Genomic DNA, 20340 nt, shown 5'->3' with positions numbered 1-20340 from the left:
AGGGCGTACAGAAAGGCGATACCATCCCGGTCTCTGAATACAAAGTCAGTTTCAACGTTCAAGGTATTTATGATTGATCAATAGCACCCGCTATTGACCCCTGAGGCAGGAGCGAATCAGATCGCTCCTGCCAACCTCAGGCCTCGGTTTTGCGAACTAAGCCATCCGCCCGAAACATCCCGCGAATACCGCGTATCGCCTGGCGAATCCGGTCCTGGTTCTCGATCAGCGCAAAGCGCAGGTGATCATCCCCATACTCACCAAAGCCAATCCCCGGGGACACGCACACCTTCGCTTCCAACAGCAGTTTCTTGGCAAATTCCAACGAGCCCATGGCGGCATACGCCTCGGGAATTTTCGCCCAGACGTACATCGACGCCTTCGGGTTCTCGACCATCCAGCCCAGCTCATGCAAGCCCTTAACCAGTACGTTGCGGCGCTGGCGGTACTGCTCGGCGATGTCTTTCACGCATTGCTGATCGCCTTCCAGCGCCGCAATGGCCGCCACTTGCAGCGGGGTGAAGGTGCCGTAGTCGTGGTAACTCTTAATGCGGGCCAGGGCGTTGACCAGTTCCGGGTTGCCGACCATAAAACCAATGCGCCAGCCAGCCATGTTGTAGCTCTTAGACAGGGTGAAAAACTCCACCGCAATGTCCTTGGCGCCGGGCACTTGCATGATCGACGGGGCTTTCCAGCCGTCGTAGACGATGTCGGCGTAGGCCAAATCGTGCACCACCAGTACGTCGTACTGTTTGGCCAGTGCAATCACCCGTTCGAAGAAATCCAGCTCCACGCACTGCGCGGTCGGGTTGGACGGGAAGCCCAGAATCATCATCTTTGGCTTGGGGATCGATCCACGAATCGCCCGTTCCAGCTCGGCGAAGAAGTCCACACCCGGCACCAGCGGTACCGAGCGCACCTGGGCGCCGGCAATCACGGCGCCGTAGATATGAATCGGGTAGCTCGGGTTGGGCACCAGCACGGTGTCGCCTTGGTCCAGGGTAGCCAGCATCAGATGCGCCAGGCCTTCCTTGGAACCGATGGTCACGATGGCCTCGGTTTCCGGGTCGATGTCCACTGCGTAGCGGTCTTTGTACCAGCGCGAAATGGCCCGACGCAGGCGCGGAATGCCTTTGGAGGTGGAGTAGCCGTGGGTGTCTTCACGCTGGGCGACGGTGACCATTTTTTCCACGATGTGTGGAGGCGTGGCGCCGTCTGGGTTACCCATGCTCAAGTCGATGATGTCTTCGCCGCGCCGACGCGCAGCCATCTTCAGCTCAGCAGTGATATTAAAAACATAAGGGGGGAGTCGATCTATGCGCGCAAAGCGGCGCGGCGAACCTTGGTCTGCCATTGTTGCCTCGAGGTACGTAAGCGCCCGGAACCGTCCGAGCGACGTCGGCCACTGCGGTGGCCTGCGGGGCAGACAATACGGTCGATGATGGCCAGTTGTCCAGATGTCGCGGGAAAAATTTCTGCTTGAGGCACCGCACGGATATGCCCCTATACTCGATGCGGGTTTGTTCCCTCATAAGAAGGAGACTGTTCAGATGGATCAGCAGACAAAACAACCGTTAGAGCCACGCATGGAAGCCGGTAAAGCCCTGGTGATCGCAGGCGTCCAAGGGCGTTATTCGAAGGCCACCGTGGGTGATATCCCCAAGCTGTGGGAGTTGTTCGACACCTGCATCAAGGACATCAAGCAGCGCGTCGGCGGCGTGACGTATGGCGTTTGCCATAACCCCAAAAATGCCGAATTTGACTATATGGCCGGTGCTGAAGTCCCCACCCGGGGCGACGTGCCGGGCAACTTCGAGTGCATCGAAATTCCGCCGCTCAACTACGCCGTGTTCCCGCATTACGGGCCGGTACAGGCACTTGAGCAAACTTACGAGCGCATCATGTTCGAATGGCTGCCGCACTCGGGCTACAAGGTGATGGGGGCGGATTTCGAGCGCTACAGTGCCGATTTTGATGTGCGCAAAGGTACGGGGACCGTGGAAATCTGGTTGCCGATCGGGGAACGAGGCTGACTGCCGCCTTGCAAGCGCCGGCCAGCCGGCGCCTGCAATGGGCTCAATACAACGTGCTTTTGACTCGCTCTGGCATCTCACGGTCATACGCATCGGCGTCAAACTGCCCATCATTGAGCCGCTTGTGAAACGCCCCGGCCGACGGCAATGCCGAGCGGTCCAGATGCTTCTCGGGGTTCCAGCAGTCTGAGCGTACAAAGGCTTTGGAGCAGTGGAAATACGCAGCGTGCACCTGCACCAGAATCACCGAGCGCGCCGGTTTGCCATTCACCGCAAAACTCTCCAGCAGGTCGGGCTCGATGGAAATTTGCGCCCGGCCATTCACGCGCAACGTCTCGCCAATACCCGGGATGATGAACAGCAATGCAATCCGCGGGTCCTGCAGCAGATTACGCAGGGTATCGAGGCGGTTGTTTCCCGGCCGGTCCGGAATCGCCAACGTGCGCTCATCCACAATCCGCACAAACCCCGGCACATCGCCGCGCGGCGAACCATCAATGCCGTCCGGCCCGGATGAACTCACCACCACCAGCGGCGACGCCCGCACCATGGCCTGGTAATCCTCGTTGAGAAACGCGATTTCCTTGCGCACCGCCCGCTCGTGGGGGAGGCCGTAGAGGGTTTCAAGTTGTTCTAGGGTTGTCAGCATATTCACCACCTCCTTATCGTTCAAAACACCAACGCCAGCCGGCGCTCATACCCAACCCGCCCCTTATACGCCTCCCCGCTGTCCACCCATCCGGCGCCCAAATACAAGCCCATCGCCGCCCCATTATCGGTGTCCACCGACAACTCTAACCCCTTGATCTGCGGCCAGGCCTGCAGCGCCACCGCCGGCAGCGCTTGCAAGCATGCCTTGCCAAAGCCACGCCCCTGCTGATGCCGATCAACCTGAAACGCATGCAGCGTCGCACTGTGTTCATCGGCCCAATGGGGCAGGCAAGGCGGGCGTTTGAGCAGCAGGAAGGCCACGGGCTGTTCGTCGGCGAGCAGGGCGAAACCTTTGATAGCGCCGGGGTTGGGATTGACCAGCAAGCTGTTCAGCGCGCAGTAGATATCGCCGGAAAACACCAGTTGCTCGGGGTGCACTTGCAGCGTGTCGAGCTGCTGTTTTTGCACAAGGCTCAGCGTCTCATAGGGGACGAGGCGAGTTTCCATCAGGGGTGCATCCGAAATCCTACAAAGAGGTGTGGATTCTATCGGGTTTGCGCAGGGCGAAATTATTTTTAAACAGGATGTCTATTTACCCCAAAGCTATTCGACTAAGGGTGTTCTTCGTGATTTTCCAACCCTCAGGAGTATCGCTATGAGTACCGTAATCAACACCCTGATCGAGCAATGGAAGCAAGCTGTTCTTGACCGGGATATCGACAAAATTGTCAGCTTTTACGCCGACGATATCGTCTCGTTCGACGCCGTCACCGCGCTGCAATTCAAGGGCAAGGCCGCCTACCGTGCACACTGGGAAGACTGCATGAAGCATTGCCCCGGCCCCGGCATTTTCGAGTTTCATGACCTGCATATCGTCGAGGCGCCAGACAGTGCGTTTGCCCACTGGCTGGCCCATTGCGGCGGTGCCGGGCCGGACGGCGTGGTGAAGGCCTGCTGGATGCGCGTAACCGCCGGCTATCAGCGGATCAACGGCCAATGGCGCGTGGTGCATGAACACTGGTCGGCGCCTTTCGATATGGCGAGCGGCACGGCGCTGTTCGACCTGAAACCCTGACCGCCACGAACTATAGTCAGTAGTCCGAAAACGGAGACGCACATGAAATACCTCTGCCTGATCTACAGCAACGAACAGGTGCTGCACACCTCGCCGGACAGCCCGGAGGACCCTGAGTGTTTCGCCTATGCCGAGGCGATCCAGGCCAGCGGGCGCATGCTCGCCGCCGAGCCGCTGGAGTCGGTGAGCAGCGCCACCACCGTGCGCGTGCGCAATGGCAAGCTGTCGATTACCGACGGACCGTTTGCCGAAACCAAGGAGCAGCTCGCCGGGTTTTACCCGATCGAGGCCAAGGACTTGAACGAAGCGATCCAGGTGGCCGGTGGCATTCCGGCAGCAAGGGTTGGCAGTGTGGAAGTACGCCCCGTGCGTGAATTGAATCTCTGAACACAACAACCAAAAGGCTTCAGGAGGTTTACCCCATGACAACGCAACCTGCCGAATTTGAACTGTGCATCAGCCGCTTGATCGACGCCCCGCGCAACCGCGTGTTTCGCGCCTGGACCGAGCCTGCTTTGTTGCAACAATGGTGGGGCCCGCACGGCATGACCACCCCCGAGTGCGAAATGAACCTGTGGGTCGGTGGCCTGTTTCGCACCCTGATGCGCGCGCCCGATGGCGCCGAATACCCGACCCAAGGCGTGTTCCTGGAGATCGAGGCGCCGAGCCGGCTGGTGTTTACCGATGCGTACTCGCCAGGCTGGATTCCGTCGGGCAAGCCGTTCATGACCGCCAAAGTCACTTTCGAAGAGCGCGACGGCAAAACCCTCTACACCGCCCGCGCCATGCACTGGAGCGAAGCCGACAAGCAGGCCCATGAAGCCATGGGCTTTTATGACGGCTGGGGCCAGAGCCTGGACCGCCTAGTGACGCTGGTGACCCAAGGCATGCCCGATTGACGCCTCAAATCGAGGCGATTTACCGCAGCGAATCACGGCGCGTGCTCGCCACGCTGATCCGCCTGCTCGGCGATTTCGACCTCGCCGAAGACGCCTTGCACGAGGCCTTCTTTGTCGCGGTCGAACGCTGGCAGCAAGACGGCGTGCCGAGCAATCCACGCGCCTGGCTGGTCTCGACCGGCCGCTTCAAAGCCATCGACCGCCTGCGCCGCCAAGCGCGCTTCACGCCGTTATTGCAGGAGCAAGCCGACGCGCTGGAAGCGGCGCAGTGGAGTGAGGAAGACGTGGAAGACGACCGCCTGCGCCTGATCTTCACCTGTTGCCACCCGGCGCTGGCGCCCGATGCCCAGGCGGCGCTGACCTTGCGTGAGATCTGCGACCTCACCACCGAAGAAATCGCCCGCGCCTTTCTCGTCACACCCACCACCATCGCCCAGCGCATCGTGCGCGCGAAGGGCAAGATCCGTGAGGCAAACATTCCTTATCAAGTGCCGTCCCTCGACGCGCTGCCCGAGCGCTTAGAGAGTGTGTTGCGCGTGGTTTACCTGGTGTTCAACGAGGGCTATTCGGCGTCCATGGGCGCGGACCTTACCCGTGAGGATTTGACTCGCGAAGCGATTCGGCTAGGGCGCCTGCTGATGGAGTTGCTGCCGGAGCCGGAAGTCATGGGCCTGCTGGCGTTGATGCTGCTCCACGAGTCGCGCCGATCCGCACGCACCTCGGCCAGCGGCGAGTTGGTGCTGCTGGATGAACAGGACCGTAAGTTGTGGGACGCGTCCTTGATTGCTGAAGGTTGCGCGCTGGTGGAACAGGCGTTGAGAACACGGCGTTTTGGACCGTATTGCCTGCAGGCGGCGATTGCGGCGGTGCATGCCGAAGCGCCGAGCGCCGGGAAGACGGACTGGCTGCAGATTGTCGGGCTTTATGATGTGTTGCTCAGGGAAGTGCCGTCGCCAGTGATCGAGTTAAACCGCGCCGTGGCGGTGGCGATGCGTGATGGGTCGTTAGCGGGGTTGCAGGTAGTGGAAGGTATTTTGCAGCGAGGTGAGTTGCAGGATTACCACCTGGCTCACTCGGCGCGCGGGGAGTTTTGTCGGCAGTTGGGGCGTATCGAAGAGGCCAGGGCGGCCTACGAAAAAGCCCTGTCACTCACGCAGCAAGCCCCCGAAAAACGCTTCATAGAGCGCCGCCTGGCCGAACTCAAATCCCCCAGACAATAAAGCTCAACTGTGGGAGCAGGCAAGCCAGCTCCCACAGGTTTGTGTCTCTATTGCCAAATTGGCAGAAAGGGCGTGTTTATCACTCCAACATCTGCCCCAACATCCAACTCCCCGCTGGCCCCGGCGGGTGCTGGCGTGACCACAGCGCATCCACCGCCACCGAGCGTGGCCAGCTGCGTACGTTGAGTTCAACCAGCTCGGCATTGCCAAAGCGCTCCACCAACCAGCGCGGCAGCGCTGCCCAGCCGAAACCGAGTTGGGCCATCTCCATCAGCATCAGAAAACTCGGCGCCGACCACACGCGGCCGGTGGGGCGCGTTTCATTCGGGCTGATGATGCTCGCCAGACGTAATTCGCGGTGCTGCTGCAAGGTGGGCTGGTCGATGTGTTGCAGGCTGGCCAATGGATGCGTGGGGGCCACGAACAGGGCCATCTCCGCGCGTTCCGCCACGGGCGCGCGGGTCAGGTCGGGCGGATACACCTCCTGGGCTTCAATCAAGGCAATCTGCGTCCGGCCACTTTGCACCAAGGCGATCAGGTCTTCGCACTCGGCGATCAACCACTCCAGTTCCAGGTCCGGGTAGCGTTGTTCAAAGGCTTTGAGCACGAGTTCGAAACGTTCAGATTGGTAAGTATCGGACATGGCGATACTCAGCTTGGGTTCCAACCCTTGGGCCAACTGGTTCGCCGCCAACTCCAGTCGGCTGCTGGCTTCCAGCACCTGTTCGGCGCGTTGCAGCAATACGTGGCCAGCCGGGGTGAGCGTCGGCTTGCGGCTGCTGCGGTCAAACAGCACCACATCCAAGTCAATCTCAAGACTGGCCACCGCCGCGCTGACGGTGGACTGGCTCTTGCCCAGCTTGCGCGCCGCTGCGGAAAACGAGCCCTGTGTGGCCGCCTGGACAAATGCCTGCAGCACTTCGTTAGAGGCCATGAGTATCGCCTTTGTCGATGGTTATTGGTTATGAAGTATCGATCAAGGGGGTAATGATGGCAACCATCGTCACTCACGGAGCTGTGTTATGAACCCTACCAAGTCTATTACTGAACGTGTTTGCCAGGCCATTGGTTTTGAGGTGCTGGCGTTGTTGATCTGCACCCCGTTGCTGGCGTGGATCATGGATAAGCCCGCCCTGGAAATGGGCATGGTCGCCCTGGCGATTAGCCTGATGGCGTTGACCTGGAACGTGATCTTCAACGGCTTGTTCGACCGCCTGAAGGCGCGCTGGAAACTGGCCAACAATGGCTGGACCCGAGTGCTGCACGCGCTGATGTTCGAAAGCGGCCTGATTCTGGTGTGCGTACCGTTGATCGCGGCGTGGCTGAATATCAGCCTGATGCAGGCGTTCATCCTCGACATCGGCGTGCTGCTGTTCTTCCTGCCGTACACCTATGTGTATCACTGGGGCTACGACGTGCTGCGGGAAAAGTTCGTACAACGTCGCCTGGTCAGCCAAGCTTGAGGGACGCGACAAAATCCAGAAACGCCCGCACCTTGGCGGCGGGCAAAACTGCCGCTGTCGACCACGGCGGCTAACACTCCCATGCCGCCGGCCACACCGGGATCAACACTCATCGGTGATTGCCTGTCAGCGATCTGTAGTCATTGATGCCAGCGCAGAATGCCTACAGAAACATGCCGCCCGAGGCTTCGATGCGCTGCCCGGTGATCCAGTGACTGCCATCGGCCAGCAAGGTCGAAATCGCCCCGCCAATATCGTCCGGCAGGCCGGCACGGCCCAAGGCGGTGTTGTGGGCGACCATCGCATTTACATCCGGGTTGTCGCGCACCGCGCCGCCGCTGAAGTCGGTGGCAATCGCGCCGGGTGCCAGGGTGTTTACGGTAATCCCGCGCGGGCCCAGCTCTTTGGCCTGGTAGCGCGACAGCACTTCTACTGCGCCTTTCATCGAGGCATACGCCGAATAGCCCGGCAGGCTGAACCGCGCCAGGCCGCTGGAAATATTGATGATGCGCCCGCCATCGCTGATCAACGGCAGCAGCTTCTGGGTCAGGAAAAACGGCGCCTTGAAGTGGATGGCCACCAGGCGGTCGAACTGTTCTTCGGTGGTGTCGGCAAAGCTGGCGTGGGTACCGATACCGGCGTTGTTGATCAGAAAGTTGAAGTGATCCTGTGCGAAAACACCCTTGAGCAGCGTGGCGACTTGGCCGACGAAAGCATTGAAGCTGCCGCTCTGACTGACATCCAGTTGCAGCATGGTGGCGCGGCCACCCAAGGCTTCAACCTGTTCCACCACCGCTTGGGCTTCGCCCGCAGCGCTGTGGTAAGTGCCGATGATGTCGACGCCTTGTGCGGCTAGGTGCAGCGCGGCGCTTTTGCCCAGGCCGCGGCTGGCGCCAGTGATCAGTGCGATTTTACGGGTCATGGTGCAGTCCTCGGCGTTGATGTGGGACTGAGTGTATTTGTCCGGCTGTTACGTGATAAACAGGGTGATATCGGAATCACTGGCCGGATAAGGCGAACAATCCCATGAACAAGCTGGAGCTGTTGCGCACCTTCGTGCGGGTCACTGAACTGTCGAGTTTCACCCAGGCGGGCGAGAGCCTGGGCCTGCCGCGCTCCACCGTGTCCGAGCATGTGCAGGCGCTGGAGGAACTGCTCGGCGCGCGCCTGCTGCAACGCACCACGCGCAAGGTGCAAGCCACTCAGGACGGGCGCGTGCTGTATGAGCGCAGCAAGGATGTGCTCGCGCACATGGAGGAACTTGAAGGCTTGTTTCGCCAGGATGAAGCGCAACTCAGCGGGCGCATTCGCGTGGACATGCCCAACGTGATGGCGCGGGACTTGATCCTGCCGCGCCTGCCCGATTTTATGCATGCACACCCGTTGATCGAGCTGGAAATCAGCACCACCGACCGCCAGGTCGACCTGCTTGCCGAAGGGTTCGACTGCGTGTTGCGCGTCGGCGCGCAGCCCGACCAGTCGGTGGTCGCGCGGTTGCTGTGCAGCATGCCGATGATCAACTGTGTCAGCGCCGAATACGTTCAGCGGTATGGCATGCCCGAGACCTTGGCCGACCTGGCGCATCACCAATTGGTGCACTACGTGCGGCCATTGGGTTCACGTTCAGCGGGGTTCGAATACCAGCAGGGCAACAAGGTGCACCGCGTGCCGATGGCCGGGCGCGTCACGGTCAACAGCACCGATGCCTACAAGTCGGCGTGCCTGGGTGGCTTCGGCATCACTCAAGTGCCGGTCCTGGGGATTCGCGATTTGCTCGACAGTGGTGTGCTGGTGTCCGTGTTGCCCGACTACCCCGCGCCGGCGTTGGACGTGTCGTTGCTCTATGCCGGGCAACGGCATCTGCCACAACGGGTGCGAGTGTTTATGGCGTGGCTGGCCGCCACGTTGCAATCCCAGCTCTAACGCCGCGCTGACAACTGCTGTGGCGCCAGGAACGCGTCGTGGAAGTAATCCCGAAACGCCTGCATCGCCGGGGTAAATGTACGCTCGCGGTGCCACGCCAGGCCCACGCTCATGGGCGTTACCGGGTCGGTCACGGTCAGGGTTTCGATGCGCTTGCCTTCCAGTGACCAGGGCCGATGCACCAGGTCTGACAGAATCGCTACGCCGCTGCCATTGGCGACCATGCTGCGCACCGCCTCCACTGAGCTGGTGCGCAGCCGCACCTCTGGCGTTTGCCCGGCCTGTTCCCAGTAACGCATGGCGCTGTGTTCGGCTTCATCGACGGTGAGCAGGATGTAGGGTTCCTGCGCCACATCGGCCAGGCTCACCGCGCCGCGTTCGCACAACGGGTGATGGCTGGGCAGCCACAGGCGCCGCTCCGAATTGAACAGGATTTCTGAGACGATATCCGCGTGAGTGAGGTTGGCGGTGAGCACCACGGCCATGTCGAACTGGCCGTCGAGCAGGCCCTGTTCGATGGCCTGGCGCTCCTGTTCGAAGACCTCGATGGTCACGTCCGGATGCCAGTGTTCCATGCGCTGTAAGTGATGTGGCAGGAAGTAGCCGAGCACCGTGTAACTGGCCGCCACCCGCAGCACGCCGCTGGCGCGGTAGTCCGGCAGCGGGCTGTTCAGCGCGTCGTCCACGCTGCGCACAATCACATAGGCACGGTTGAGAAAATGCCGCCCGGCGTCGGTCAGGTTCATGCCTTGGGCCGAGCGCACGAACAACTGCACGCCGAGCATCGCTTCCAGCTCCTTGATTGCCGTGGTCACCGCCGACTGGGAGATGTTCAGGTGAATCGCCGCCTGGGAAATCTGGCCGATCTCGGCGGTGGCGACGAAGTAGCGGATTTGGCGCAGGGTCAATGACATTCAACACTCCGATAACAGATCGTTCCCACGCTCTGCGTGGAAATGCAGCCCAGGGACGCAGAGCGTCCCAATGCGTGACGCAGAGCGTCACAAGAGGCATTCCCACGCGGAGCATAGGAACGATCTGTGTGTATCTGATTTTCAGAAGATGGCCCATCTGATAATAGATCTTCCCAAGGGGTCAAGCGTCAGCCTACTTTCAGCCATCACCCTTTGGCGGAGCAGCCCCAATGCAGGCAGTGGATTTCAATTCAGACATGGGCGAAGGCTTCGGCCCTTGGACCATCGGCGATGGCGTTGACGCGGAACTGATGGCCTACATCAGCTCAGCCAACATCGCCACCGGCTTCCACGCCGGCGACCCCGGCACCATGCGCCGCACCGTCGCGCGTGCCAAGCAACTGGGCGTGGCTATCGGCGCGCATCCGGGCTTTCGCGACCTGGTGGGTTTTGGCCGTCGGCATATCAACGCTCCGGCCCAGGAACTGGTGGACGACATGCTCTACCAGCTCGGCGCCCTGCGCGAAATCGCCCGCGCTCAAGGCGTGGCCCTGCAACACATCAAACCCCACGGCGCGCTCTACATGCACCTGGCCCGTGACGAAGAAGCCGCGCGATTGCTGGTGCAAAATCTGCAACTCATCGAGCCGACGCTGTTGCTGTATTGCATGCCCAACTCGGTGATCTGGCGCGTTGCCAAAGAACTCGGGCAACCGGTGGTGCGCGAGTTTTACGCCGACCGTGAGTACGACCTGAGCGGCTCCATCGTGTTTACCCGCACTGTGCGCGCGCTGGACCCGGCAACGGTTGCGGCACGGGTCCTGCGTGCTTGTCAGACGGGGTTGGTGCGAACCGTGGAAGGCGAAGACCTGATGATCGAATTCGATTCCATCTGCCTGCACAGCGACACCCCCGGCGCCCTGGAACTGGTGGAAGCCACCCGCGAAGCCTTGGACCAGGCGGGCATTGAAGTCAGAGCTCTTCAATAAGAGAGCTCTCCAATAAGATTGAAACAGCCCTTTTTGCCTGCCTTTCTACAATGATTCCAAGAGGAACAGACATGGCTCAAACGACCCCCATCCGCTATAGCTTCGGCGCTGATGAACACCTGTTTGCCGAGGTCAGCGACAGCATGTCCCTGGAGGCTTTTTTCAAAGGCATGGCCGTGACCCGCGCCGTGGAGCGACTGGCGCTGGACGGTGTGCTGGACGTGTGCCTGGCCAATGCATCGTTCCAGATCCGCTTCGACCCCGACCGCATCGCGCCGCATGTGCTGCTCGACGCCGTGCAAAGCGCCGAAGCCCAGGCCGTTGCCGAACGCACCTTGCACACGCGCATCATCGAAATCCCGGTGCTCTACAACGACCCCTGGACCCATGAGACGCTGATGCGTTTTCGCGACCGCCATCAAGACCCCAGCGCCACTGACTTGGAGTACGCCGCGCGCATCAACGGTTTGGCCGATGTGGACGCGTTTATCGCCGCTCACAGTGGCGCGCCGTGGTTTGTGTCGATGGTCGGTTTTGTCGCGGGCCTGCCGTTCATGTTCCAGATGGTCGAGCGCGAGCGGCAATTGCAGGTGCCCAAGTACCTGCGCCCGCGCACCGACACGCCCAAACTGACCCTCGGCCATGGCGGCTGTTTTGGTTGTATCTACTCGGTACGCGGCGCCGGTGGTTACCAGATGTTCGGCGTGACCCCTGCGCCGATCTACGACCCGGCGCAGCAGTTGGCGTACCTCAAGGAACACATGGTGTTCTTCCGCCCCGGCGACATTGTGCAGTTCAAACCCATGGACCGTGACGCCTATGACCTGGCGGTTGCCGAGGTGGACGCCGGGCGTTTCGACCTGCGCATCCGCCCGGTGGAATTTTCCCTCGATGCCTTTCTCGCCGACCCCATCGGCTATCCGAAAACCCTGCAGGAGGCGCTGGCATGATCAAGGTGCTCAAACCCGGCCTCGCCACGTCCGTGCAGGACCTTGGCCGTGAAGGCTATTACCACCTGGGCATTCCGCCATCGGGTGCGCTGGACCAATACGCATTGAGCGCGGCCAACCATCTGGTGGGCAATCCGCTCGGCGCGGCGGGTTTGGAATGCACGTTGATTGGCCCCGAGTTGCAGTTTCAGCAGGACGCGTTGGTGGCACTCAGCGGTGCACTGATGTCGCCGCGCCTGGACGGCGAAGTGGTGCACCAAGACACCGCCTTCCAAGTGCGCGCCGGGCAGGTGTTGCGCTTTGAGTTTCCCAAGGCGGGCGCGCGCACGTACCTGGCGGTGGCGGGTGGCATTGATGTGCCGCTGGTGCTCGGCAGCCGCTCGACCTACACCCTTGGCGCACTCGGCGGGTTTCAGGGGCGGCGCTTGCAGGAAGGCGATGAACTGCCGATTGGCGAGGCCAGCGGGCAGGCGTGCGCAGGCAATAGTTTGCCGATGGCGTTGCGTCGCTCAGTCGGCGGCGACGTGACGTTGCGCGTGGTACCGGGGCTGTATTACGACCGGCTGACGGATGGCGCGAAAACCAGCTTTTTTGCCGAGCCGTGGACGGTGGGCTCGGAGGCGGACCGTATCGGCTATCGCTTCAAGGGCGGCAGTGCGTTGAGCTTTCAGCCACGCGAGCAACCGTTTGGCGCGGGGTCGGATCCGTCGAACATCGTCGACAGTTGCTACCCGATTGGCTCGATTCAGGTGCCGGCGGGGTTGGAGCCGATTGTGTTGCACTGGGATGCGGTGTCGGGCGGCGGTTACGCGATGATTGGCACGGTGATCAGTGCGGATCTGGATTTGATCGGGCAGATGCAGCCGAATCAAAGGGCGGGGTTTGTGGCGGTCAGCCTGGAGGAGGCGTTGGAGGCGCGGCGGGTGTACAAGAAGCGGCTGAAGGCCATGGCTGGCCTCTTTACTTCCTGACACACCCTAAAACTCCTATGGGAGCTGGCAAGCCAGCTCCCATAGTTTGATCTGTGTTGTGTCAGAACAGTTTGGTGAACAGCCAGTACAAACTGCCCGACAACAGAATCGCCGCCGGCAACGTCAGCACCCAGGCCATCAGCAGATTGCGGATGGTCTTCATCTGCAACCCACCGCCATTCGCCACCATGGTCCCGGCCACACCCGACGACAGCACATGGGTGGTCGACACCGGTAACCCGAACATATCCGCTGCGCCAATCGTCAGCATCGCCACCGTCTCGGCCGAGGCGCCTTGGGCATACGTCAGGTGCGTCTTGCCAATCTTCTCGCCCACCGTCACCACGATGCGCTTCCAGCCGACCATGGTGCCCAGCCCGAGGGCGATGGCCACGGCGATCTTCACCCACAGTGGAATAAAGCGGGTGGAATTGTCGATCTGTTGCTTGAACAATTGCAGCTTGCCTTGGGTGTCGGCATCGAAGTTGCCGACCTTGCCCTTGTCCATCAGGCGAATGGTTTCGCTGCTCAGGTACATGTCGTTACGCACGTTGCCGACCGCTTCGGCGGGGACTTTGGCTAGGGAGCCGTAGCCTTTGACTTCATCACCGATCTGGCCGGCGAGGGCGGCGAGGGCTGGCACCAGTTCCGGGGTGGCTTCCTTGGTGCGCACGTAGGTCGAAAGAATCGGCCGCGGGTCGCCGGGCAAGGCTTGCGGCGCGCTTTTCATCAACGCCACCTGGGTCACTTCAGCCACCGCCGCGAACTGCAAGGACTGCTCGGCGGGCATGGTGCGGTTCAGTGCGTAGGCCATCGGCAGGGTGCCGACCAGGATCAGCATGATCAGGCCCATGCCTTTCTGGCCATCGTTGGAGCCGTGGGCGAACGACACGCCGGTGCAGGTGACGATCAACATGCCGCGAATCCACCAAGGCGGCGGGGTATCGCCCTTCGGTGCTTTGTACAGCGAGCGGTTTTTCACAAAGGCGCGCAGGGCCAGCAACAGCAAGGCGGCAAAGGCAAAGCCGATCAGCGGCGAGAGCAGCAAGGCATACCCAATCTTGATCGCCTGGCTCCAATCCACGCCGCTGGTGCCGTCACGCCCATGCATCAAGGCATTCGCCACGCCCACGCCGATGATCGAGCCGATCAGGGTGTGCGACGACGAGGCCGGCAAGCCCAGCCACCAGGTGCCGAGGTTCCAGAGGATCGCCGCGATCAGCAGGGCAAAGATCATCGCAAAACCGGCTGAGGAACCCACCTGCAAAATCAGCTCGACTGGCAGCAAGGCAATGATGCCGAACGCTACTGCACCGCTGGACAGCAGCACGCCGAGGAAGTTGAAAAAGCCCGACCACACCACTGCAAAATGCGGCGGCAGCGAGTTGGTGTAGATCACCGTTGCCACCGCGTTGGCGGTGTCGTGGAAGCCGTTGACGAACTCGAAACCCAGGGCGATCAACAGCGCCACGCCGAGCAGCAGGAACGGCGTCCAGGTGGTCACCACCGTGCCCAGTTCGTGCATGTCGTGCATCAGGCTGTAGGCGGTGAACAACAGGCCCATGGCAAGTACGGCGAAGAAAATGATCACCGTCACCAGGCCGGGTTTCTTGTCCAGCTGGGGTTTGGGGTCTGCGTATGAGGCGGTGGTGGAGGCAGTCAGGGAAGGGGTGGCCATGCCGGAGCATCCAGTGTGAGGAGGATGTTGTTGATGATCATTGCAGAATGTTACAGAGATGCTGCGGTAAGTCAGTGTTTAGGGAATTGGGTGTGCCACTGGTCTACAAACCCCCGCAAAACTAATGTCAGAGTGCAATCAATGTGGGAGCTGGCTTGCCCGCGATGAGCATGGTATCTACGCAACTTTTTGTGTTGCGCTAAGTTTTTGACGGGGTTTTAGGTAGATGTGAGTACATATCCGTTGCTGCGGTAACGGCTGCTTAGGGTTCCGCTCTTACAGCGGCTCACTTTTGAAAGACCCAAAAGTAAGCAAAGGTCTTCGCCCCACCACTCGGTGCCTCGCCTAGGCTCGGCATGCCCTCACTCCGGCTTGAATCCGTGGGCCGCCGCCATGGGCCATCCTTGGCCCATCGCGGCTAACCCGGCGTCCTGCCGGGTTACCCACGGATTCAAGCCTGCGTTCGGCCATCGTGGTTAACGGGGCGCCTCAGATCAAGATCAAGATCAAAAGCAAGAGCACGGCGGCCTAGTAGCCGACCTGAGTGGTAGAAGCAAAAGCAGGGCAGAAGCACAGCAAAAGCAAGGCAGTGCACTCTCTGCCAGATGTACTGAGATCCCAATGTGGGAGCGGGCTTGCTCGCGAAGGCGGTGGGTCAGTTACACATGAGCTGGCTGACCCACCGCCTTCGCGAGCAAGCCCGCTCCCACAATTTTGACCGAGTTCGACTGCCAGCACCGCAGTGCTCTGCTTTTCTGTGGGAGCTGGCTTGCCTGCGATGGCATCAACTCGGTGTACTTGATAGACCGAGGTGTCTGCATCGCAGGCAAGCCAGCTCCCACATTAGATTGAGTTCAGTTTCAAATATCAGGTCGGCTGTCAGGCCGCCTTGGCTTCGCTTTTGACCTAACCACTCAGGTCGGCTACTAGGCCGCCGTGCTCTTGCTTTTGATCTTGATCTTAGGCGCCCCGTTAACCACGCTGGCCGAACGCAGGCTTTGGAGCTGGGGTAAACCGGCAGGACGCCGGTTTAGCCGCGATGGGCCAAGGATGGCCCATGGCGGCGGCCCACGGTCCAAAGCCGGGGTGAGGGCACACCGAGCCTAGGCGAGGTGCCGAGTGGGTGGGGCAAGAGCCCTTTGGTTACTTTTGGGGCTCTTTTCCAAAAGTGACCCGCCGTAAGGGCGGAACCCATAGCAGCCGTTACCCAAATAACGGATATGCACCCAGCGCCCCCACGACAACCAAAGAACTCGACCCATAAAAAAATGTGTAGATACCTATGCTGCGATAGCATCACCGCGGCGTCTCTGAAAGACCGAGGTGCCTGCATCGCGGGCAAGCTCGGCGGCTCCCACACAAGCCAGCTCCCACAGTTTGATTGCATGCCAAGGTCAGTAATCTTTGCGTTTGCGAAACGCCCAGCGCCCGGCAATCAAGGTAAACGTCGCCACCAACGCCACCAGAATCCAAAACCCCTCCGGGTCAGTCGAGAGCGGCACACCCCCCACGTTCATGCCGAAAAAACCGGCAATGATATTGATCGGCAATGCCAGTACCGTCACCACCGTGAGGGTGAACAGCGTGCGGTTGCTTTGCTCGTTGAGGTTGGCGGCGATCTCTTCCTGCAACAACTTGATGCGCTCACCCAGGGCCGTCAGGTCGTTGATGATCAGCGCAAACTCCTCGGTGGATTTGCGCAACTCCTTCACGTCTTCTTTTTGCAGCCACTGCGGCGGGCGATTGAGCAGGCGCAGCAACGAGCCCGGTTCGAGCGCCAGCAGGCGTTGCAGACGCACCAGCACTCGGCGCGCGGCACCCAGTTCGGCGCGGTTGGTGGACAGGCGCGAAGACAGCAACTGGTCTTCGATATGGTCGACGCTGAGGCTGGTCTTACGCACGATCTGCGTCAGCACTTCGCCTTGGTCGCGCAACAAATGCACCAGCAGTTCCAGTGGCGAGCGAAAGCGTTCACCGGCCTTCACCGACGAGCGCAATTTGTCCACCGAGTGCAACGGTTGCAGGCGCGCACTCACCAGCAAGCGGCTGCGGGCGCACACCCACAGCGTGGAAATATCCGAGGAGACCATGCTGCTGAAGTTGAACACCACGTCGTTGACCACCGCCAGCAAGGCCGAGTCGACGTGTTCGATACGCGTGGAGCGTGAGCCTTCGTGCAGCGCTTCAAAAAACTCATCCGGCAACGACAGGTGCGTCTGCATCCAGCGCTCGCACGCGGCGTGAGCCAGGTTCAGGTGCAGCCAAAGGAATTCTTCCGGGTCTTGTGGTGCCTGCAAAGCCGCCAGCGCGGTGGCTGAATCAATCTGCTCGCCTTTTTCTCCGGGGCGAAAACGGAAACCGTAAAGCAGGCCAAACAGATCGGGATCCTGGTGGCCGTGGTCGATGCTGTGGTTCATGGAGGCTCGCAGAGAAAGCGCCTGTAGGACGTTTCACAGGTTCGCGTGGGCGAATCATTGCAAGGTAATTTGACAATTTTGTGACGGGTTATGATGTATTTCCTGGAGATGACATTTTATTGACCGTCGGTCTGGAATCCTTAAAGAAGCCTCTAGCACGGCCGACTCCAAGCACAAGGCCCGCTGCGAATGGGCTGAGCCTTGATGACAGGGATGTTATGGCGTGCTTGCACCTTTTTCCTTGTTTTGAGGCTTTCCCCATGAACATTTTGCGTACTTCCTTGAGAGCACAAATTTTGTCGCTGCTCGGTGGCAGTCTGCTTGCGATCTTGTTGATCGCCCTGGCCTGTTTCAACTTCCTCTCTAACGGCGTGCAAAGTTATCGCAGTTTGATCGAAGGGCCCTTGCTCACGTCTCAACTGATTGATGAAGCCAACCTGCAATTCAAGGTACAAGTGCAGGAGTGGAAAAACGTCCTGCTACGCGGCAAACAGCCCCAGGACATGGAGAAATACTGGGGCCAGTTCCAGGACCGGCAACGCGATGTGCAGGGCATCCTCACTCGGTTGGTCACCCAGACCCAGGACGACCCAAGCCTGAGCCGGCGCATTGATAGCCTGCGCCAGGAACACCTGCAGTTGGGTGTGGCTTACCAAAAGGGGCGCGATGCCTACGTAGCGGCGGGTGGCGACCCGACTGTCGGCGACACCGCCGTCAAAGGTGTGGACCGCGCCACCAGCGACCAGATGAGCGCGCTGGTCAGTGACTTGCGCGCGCAGGGCAGCCAGCAATCCCAAGCCATCAGCGCCTATGCCGAGCGCACGGTCATGGTGGGGTTGGCAATCATGTTGCTGTCGGGTGTGTTGATCGGCCTGTTCAGCTTGTGGTTGATCAACCGCAACCTGATCCTGCCGATTCGTGGCTTGATCGACTACGTGACGCAACTGAGTCACGGCCGGTTTGCCGAACGCGTCGCCAGTCGCCGCCAGGATGAACTGGGCCACTTGGCGGCCGCCGCCAATACCTTGCGTGACTTCCTCGCCGAAACCTTCAGCCGCTTGCAGCGCAGCGCCACCGAACTGGTCAGCGCCAGCGGCGAGTTGAGTTCGATTGCCGGGCAGATGGCAAACGGCACCCACGAACAATTCAACCGCACCGACCAAGTGGCCACGGCCATGACCGAGATGTCCGCCACTGCCCAAGAAGTTGCCCGCCACGCCGCCAGTGCCTCGCGCGCCGCCGACGAGGCGGATCATTCGGCCCGCGAAGGCGGGGAAGTGATGAAGGTCACCATCGCCACCATCGGCCAGATGCGCAATGAAATCCTCAACACCGGCACCATCATCCGCCGCCTGGAAACCGACAGCGTGCGCATCGGCAAGGTGCTCGAGGTGATCCGTGGGATCGCCGAACAGACCAACCTGCTCGCGCTCAACGCCGCGATTGAAGCGGCGCGGGCGGGTGAGGCGGGCCGTGGTTTTGCGGTGGTGGCCGATGAAGTGCGCAGCCTGGCGCAACGCACGGCGGCGTCGATCATCGAGATCAACCAGATTATTCACGCGGTGCAAACCGGTGCGGTGGATGCGGCCGAGGCGATTGTCAGCGGCCAGTCCTGCAGTGATGACAGCGTGGAAAAAGTTTCCCAGGCCGGTGCCATGCTTAATCACATCACCCAGGCCGTGGAGGCGATCCGTGACATGAATCGCCAGATCGCCACGGCCGCGGAAGAGCAGACCTCGGTGGCCGAGGATATCTCGCGCAATATTACCCAGATCACCACGGTGGCCACGGCGAACATGGACAACGTGCAGCGCACTGAAGCGGCGAGCCAGAACCTGCGTGGTTTGTCGGCTGAGCTGAATGAAGTGACGGCGCGTTTGGGCGCCTGATCAGCCTATCGGCAGGCTGAAGCTGAACACGGTGCCGTGCTGCTCATCAGTGGACACGCTCAGTTCACCCCCGTGAGCCTGGGCGATCTGCTTGACGATATACAACCCCAGGCCAAGGCCGGCCTGGGGCGTGTTGGTCACCGGGCGTGAGTAGGGTTGGAATAACCGGGGCAAGGCTTGTTCGCTGATCTGCCCGGTGTTTTTCACCGTCAGTTTGAGGTGGCCGTGCTCAATCAGCGCCGTGACTTCCACCGGGCCATCCTTGCTGCCGTGGTGGACAGCGTTGGCCACCAGATTGGACAGCAACTGTGCCAGTCGATCGCGATCGCCTTTTACCCCTTGAAGGTTGCCGATCTGGGCATGAATCACGCGCTGCGGGTGCACGCTTTGCACCTCCGACACCACATGCAGCAACGCATCCTGCAGGCCCTGGCAATCGCTGATATTCAGCGGAATGCCGTTACCCATGCGCCCGCGGGCGAAATCCAAGACATCCTCGACCAGTTGCGAAGCGCGTCGACCGCTGGCAAGGATATGCCGCACGAGCGGGTCGGTCGCCGGGTTGGGGTATTTGCGCAGCAACCGCTCGGCACCGAAGTTGATGGCGAACAGTGGGTTGCGCAAGTCATGCCCAAGCACCGCAATGAACTGCTCGCGCAGCTCGGCCGTGCCGCGTTCTTCCTGCAATTGCGCCTGGGTGGTTTGCAGGGCTTCTTCGGCTTCGATCTGCAAGGACAGCACCCGGGAAAACGACTCCATGGTCGACTGGATCGTGCTGCTGCGCAGCTCTGCGGGGTTAGGGTCGAGGGCGCAGATGGTGCCAAAGAAGCGCCCGTCGGTGCGGAACACCGGCACCGAGATGTAGCTTTCAAACTGGTACATACGCGGGGTGTGATGGTCGTGGTAGAGCGGGTCTTCACTGGCCTTGTCGATCACGACCGACACGTGGGAGCCGCGAACTTCGTGGCAGATCGTGGTGGTCAGGTCCAGCTCGCCACCGACATCGAGGCCGAACTCCAGTTGGTCGAACACGGCGCAGGCGGTCCAAGTGTCCTCGGTCACCCGGGCCACGGCGGCAAAGCGCAGGCCGGTCATGTCGCTGATGACTTTGAGCATCGCGGGTACGGCACTGATGCGGCCAATGGTGGCGATGTCGACGGCTTTCTGCGCCATGCAGCGATCTCGTTACGCAAGGAGGTGAGCGGAGCGCCCAGACCAATGAGTGGGATTCTAGCGACCTTGCGCGTTGTAAGTGTAATTTCATTAAC

General features: G+C 60.8%; 20 protein-coding genes. 11 read left to right on the top strand and 9 right to left on the bottom strand.

Annotated elements, in window-relative coordinates; all coding sequences use genetic code 11:
• Positions 1 to 136: 136 nt before the first annotated feature.
• Positions 137 to 1354, bottom strand: coding sequence for an alanine transaminase (gene alaC / locus KZH41_RS24365; RefSeq protein ID WP_263273882.1), 1218 nt, complete (start codon positions 1352 to 1354; stop codon positions 137 to 139).
• Positions 1355 to 1550: 196 nt separating this feature from the next.
• On the opposite strand from alaC, the gene KZH41_RS24360 reads away from it, so the two are divergent.
• Positions 1551 to 2033, top strand: coding sequence for a GyrI-like domain-containing protein (locus tag KZH41_RS24360; protein WP_094952570.1), 483 nt, complete (start codon positions 1551 to 1553; stop codon positions 2031 to 2033).
• A 43-nt stretch (positions 2034 to 2076) separates the two neighbouring features.
• On the opposite strand, the gene KZH41_RS24355 is transcribed toward KZH41_RS24360, so the two are convergent.
• A complete protein-coding gene (locus KZH41_RS24355; RefSeq protein ID WP_094952569.1) occupies positions 2077 to 2682 on the bottom strand; it encodes a pyridoxamine 5'-phosphate oxidase family protein in 606 nt (201 codons plus the stop codon).
• Between the two features lie 20 nt (positions 2683 to 2702).
• Positions 2703 to 3191: a GNAT family N-acetyltransferase gene (locus KZH41_RS24350; RefSeq protein WP_242152177.1), complete on the bottom strand. Its 489-nt coding sequence runs from the start codon at positions 3189 to 3191 to the stop codon at positions 2703 to 2705.
• Positions 3192 to 3339: 148 nt separating this feature from the next.
• Here KZH41_RS24350 and KZH41_RS24345 point away from each other — a divergent pair, with 148 nt between their 5' ends.
• From KZH41_RS24345 to KZH41_RS24330, 4 genes are read left to right on the top strand one after another with little or no spacing between them, the layout of a single operon-like run.
• The gene (locus KZH41_RS24345; protein WP_263273881.1) at positions 3340 to 3759 is read left to right on the top strand and encodes a YybH family protein; all 420 of its coding nucleotides are present in this window, start codon (positions 3340 to 3342) and stop codon (positions 3757 to 3759) included.
• Positions 3760 to 3801: 42 nt separating this feature from the next.
• On the top strand, positions 3802 to 4146 hold the full coding sequence (locus KZH41_RS24340; protein WP_263273880.1) for a YciI family protein: 345 nt from the start codon (positions 3802 to 3804) through the stop codon (positions 4144 to 4146).
• A gap of 35 nt (positions 4147 to 4181) precedes the next feature.
• Complete coding sequence (locus KZH41_RS24335; protein ID WP_242152171.1) at positions 4182 to 4658, top strand: SRPBCC family protein; 477 nt, start codon at positions 4182 to 4184, stop codon at positions 4656 to 4658.
• Positions 4655 to 5878, top strand: a complete 1224-nt coding sequence (locus KZH41_RS24330; protein WP_263273879.1) for an RNA polymerase sigma factor — start codon at positions 4655 to 4657, stop codon at positions 5876 to 5878. The genes KZH41_RS24335 and KZH41_RS24330 overlap by 4 nt, the downstream gene beginning before the upstream one ends.
• 79 nt (positions 5879 to 5957) lie before the next feature.
• Here the strand turns inward: KZH41_RS24330 and KZH41_RS24325 are convergent, their stop codons facing one another.
• On the bottom strand, positions 5958 to 6812 hold the full coding sequence (locus KZH41_RS24325) for a LysR family transcriptional regulator (protein ID WP_242152168.1): 855 nt from the start codon (positions 6810 to 6812) through the stop codon (positions 5958 to 5960).
• Positions 6813 to 6900: 88 nt separating this feature from the next.
• Here KZH41_RS24325 and KZH41_RS24320 point away from each other — a divergent pair, with 88 nt between their 5' ends.
• Complete coding sequence (locus KZH41_RS24320) at positions 6901 to 7341, top strand: multidrug/biocide efflux PACE transporter (protein ID WP_263273878.1); 441 nt, start codon at positions 6901 to 6903, stop codon at positions 7339 to 7341.
• A gap of 163 nt (positions 7342 to 7504) precedes the next feature.
• Here the strand turns inward: KZH41_RS24320 and KZH41_RS24315 are convergent, their stop codons facing one another.
• Complete coding sequence (locus tag KZH41_RS24315; protein ID WP_094953679.1) at positions 7505 to 8263, bottom strand: SDR family NAD(P)-dependent oxidoreductase; 759 nt, start codon at positions 8261 to 8263, stop codon at positions 7505 to 7507.
• Between the two features lie 104 nt (positions 8264 to 8367).
• On the opposite strand from KZH41_RS24315, the gene KZH41_RS24310 reads away from it, so the two are divergent.
• On the top strand, positions 8368 to 9264 hold the full coding sequence (locus KZH41_RS24310; RefSeq protein ID WP_263273877.1) for a LysR family transcriptional regulator: 897 nt from the start codon (positions 8368 to 8370) through the stop codon (positions 9262 to 9264).
• On the opposite strand, the gene KZH41_RS24305 is transcribed toward KZH41_RS24310, so the two are convergent.
• Entirely contained in the window at positions 9261 to 10178 is a 918-nt protein-coding gene (locus tag KZH41_RS24305; RefSeq protein WP_263273876.1) for a LysR family transcriptional regulator, read from the bottom strand. The two genes, KZH41_RS24310 and KZH41_RS24305, sit on opposite strands and share 4 nt — an antisense overlap.
• A gap of 230 nt (positions 10179 to 10408) precedes the next feature.
• Here KZH41_RS24305 and KZH41_RS24300 point away from each other — a divergent pair, with 230 nt between their 5' ends.
• The 3 genes from KZH41_RS24300 (at position 10409) to KZH41_RS24290 (ending at position 13088) form a co-directional block, all read left to right on the top strand.
• Complete coding sequence (locus KZH41_RS24300; RefSeq protein WP_094953682.1) at positions 10409 to 11167, top strand: 5-oxoprolinase subunit PxpA; 759 nt, start codon at positions 10409 to 10411, stop codon at positions 11165 to 11167.
• A 71-nt stretch (positions 11168 to 11238) separates the two neighbouring features.
• Positions 11239 to 12117 carry a 5-oxoprolinase subunit B family protein gene (locus KZH41_RS24295; protein WP_094953683.1) on the top strand — a complete coding sequence of 293 codons (879 nt, stop codon included), beginning with the start codon at positions 11239 to 11241 and terminating at the stop codon, positions 12115 to 12117.
• Positions 12114 to 13088 (top strand): biotin-dependent carboxyltransferase family protein, encoded by a 975-nt coding sequence (locus KZH41_RS24290; protein ID WP_263273875.1) that lies wholly within the window; start codon positions 12114 to 12116, stop codon positions 13086 to 13088. The genes KZH41_RS24295 and KZH41_RS24290 overlap by 4 nt, the downstream gene beginning before the upstream one ends.
• Positions 13089 to 13149: 61 nt before the next feature.
• Here the strand turns inward: KZH41_RS24290 and KZH41_RS24285 are convergent, their stop codons facing one another.
• A complete protein-coding gene (locus KZH41_RS24285) occupies positions 13150 to 14766 on the bottom strand; it encodes an inorganic phosphate transporter (RefSeq protein ID WP_094953685.1) in 1617 nt (538 codons plus the stop codon).
• Positions 14767 to 16160: 1394 nt separating this feature from the next.
• Entirely contained in the window at positions 16161 to 17183 is a 1023-nt protein-coding gene (locus tag KZH41_RS24280) for a transporter (protein ID WP_094953032.1), read from the bottom strand.
• 260 nt (positions 17184 to 17443) lie between these two features.
• On the opposite strand from KZH41_RS24280, the gene KZH41_RS24275 reads away from it, so the two are divergent.
• A complete protein-coding gene (locus KZH41_RS24275; RefSeq protein WP_263273874.1) occupies positions 17444 to 19072 on the top strand; it encodes a methyl-accepting chemotaxis protein in 1629 nt (542 codons plus the stop codon).
• Here KZH41_RS24275 and KZH41_RS24270 read toward each other — a convergent pair whose 3' ends face one another.
• Positions 19073 to 20245: a GAF domain-containing sensor histidine kinase gene (locus KZH41_RS24270; RefSeq protein WP_263273873.1), complete on the bottom strand. Its 1173-nt coding sequence runs from the start codon at positions 20243 to 20245 to the stop codon at positions 19073 to 19075.
• Between the last annotated feature and the right edge of the window lie 95 nt (positions 20246 to 20340).

Source organism: Pseudomonas sp. YeP6b (assembly GCF_025642995.1).
Classification (GTDB): Bacteria; Pseudomonadota; Gammaproteobacteria; order Pseudomonadales; family Pseudomonadaceae; genus Aquipseudomonas.
Note: the sequence above shows the minus strand (reverse complement) of the source record. Positions and strands in the feature narration are given on the sequence as shown.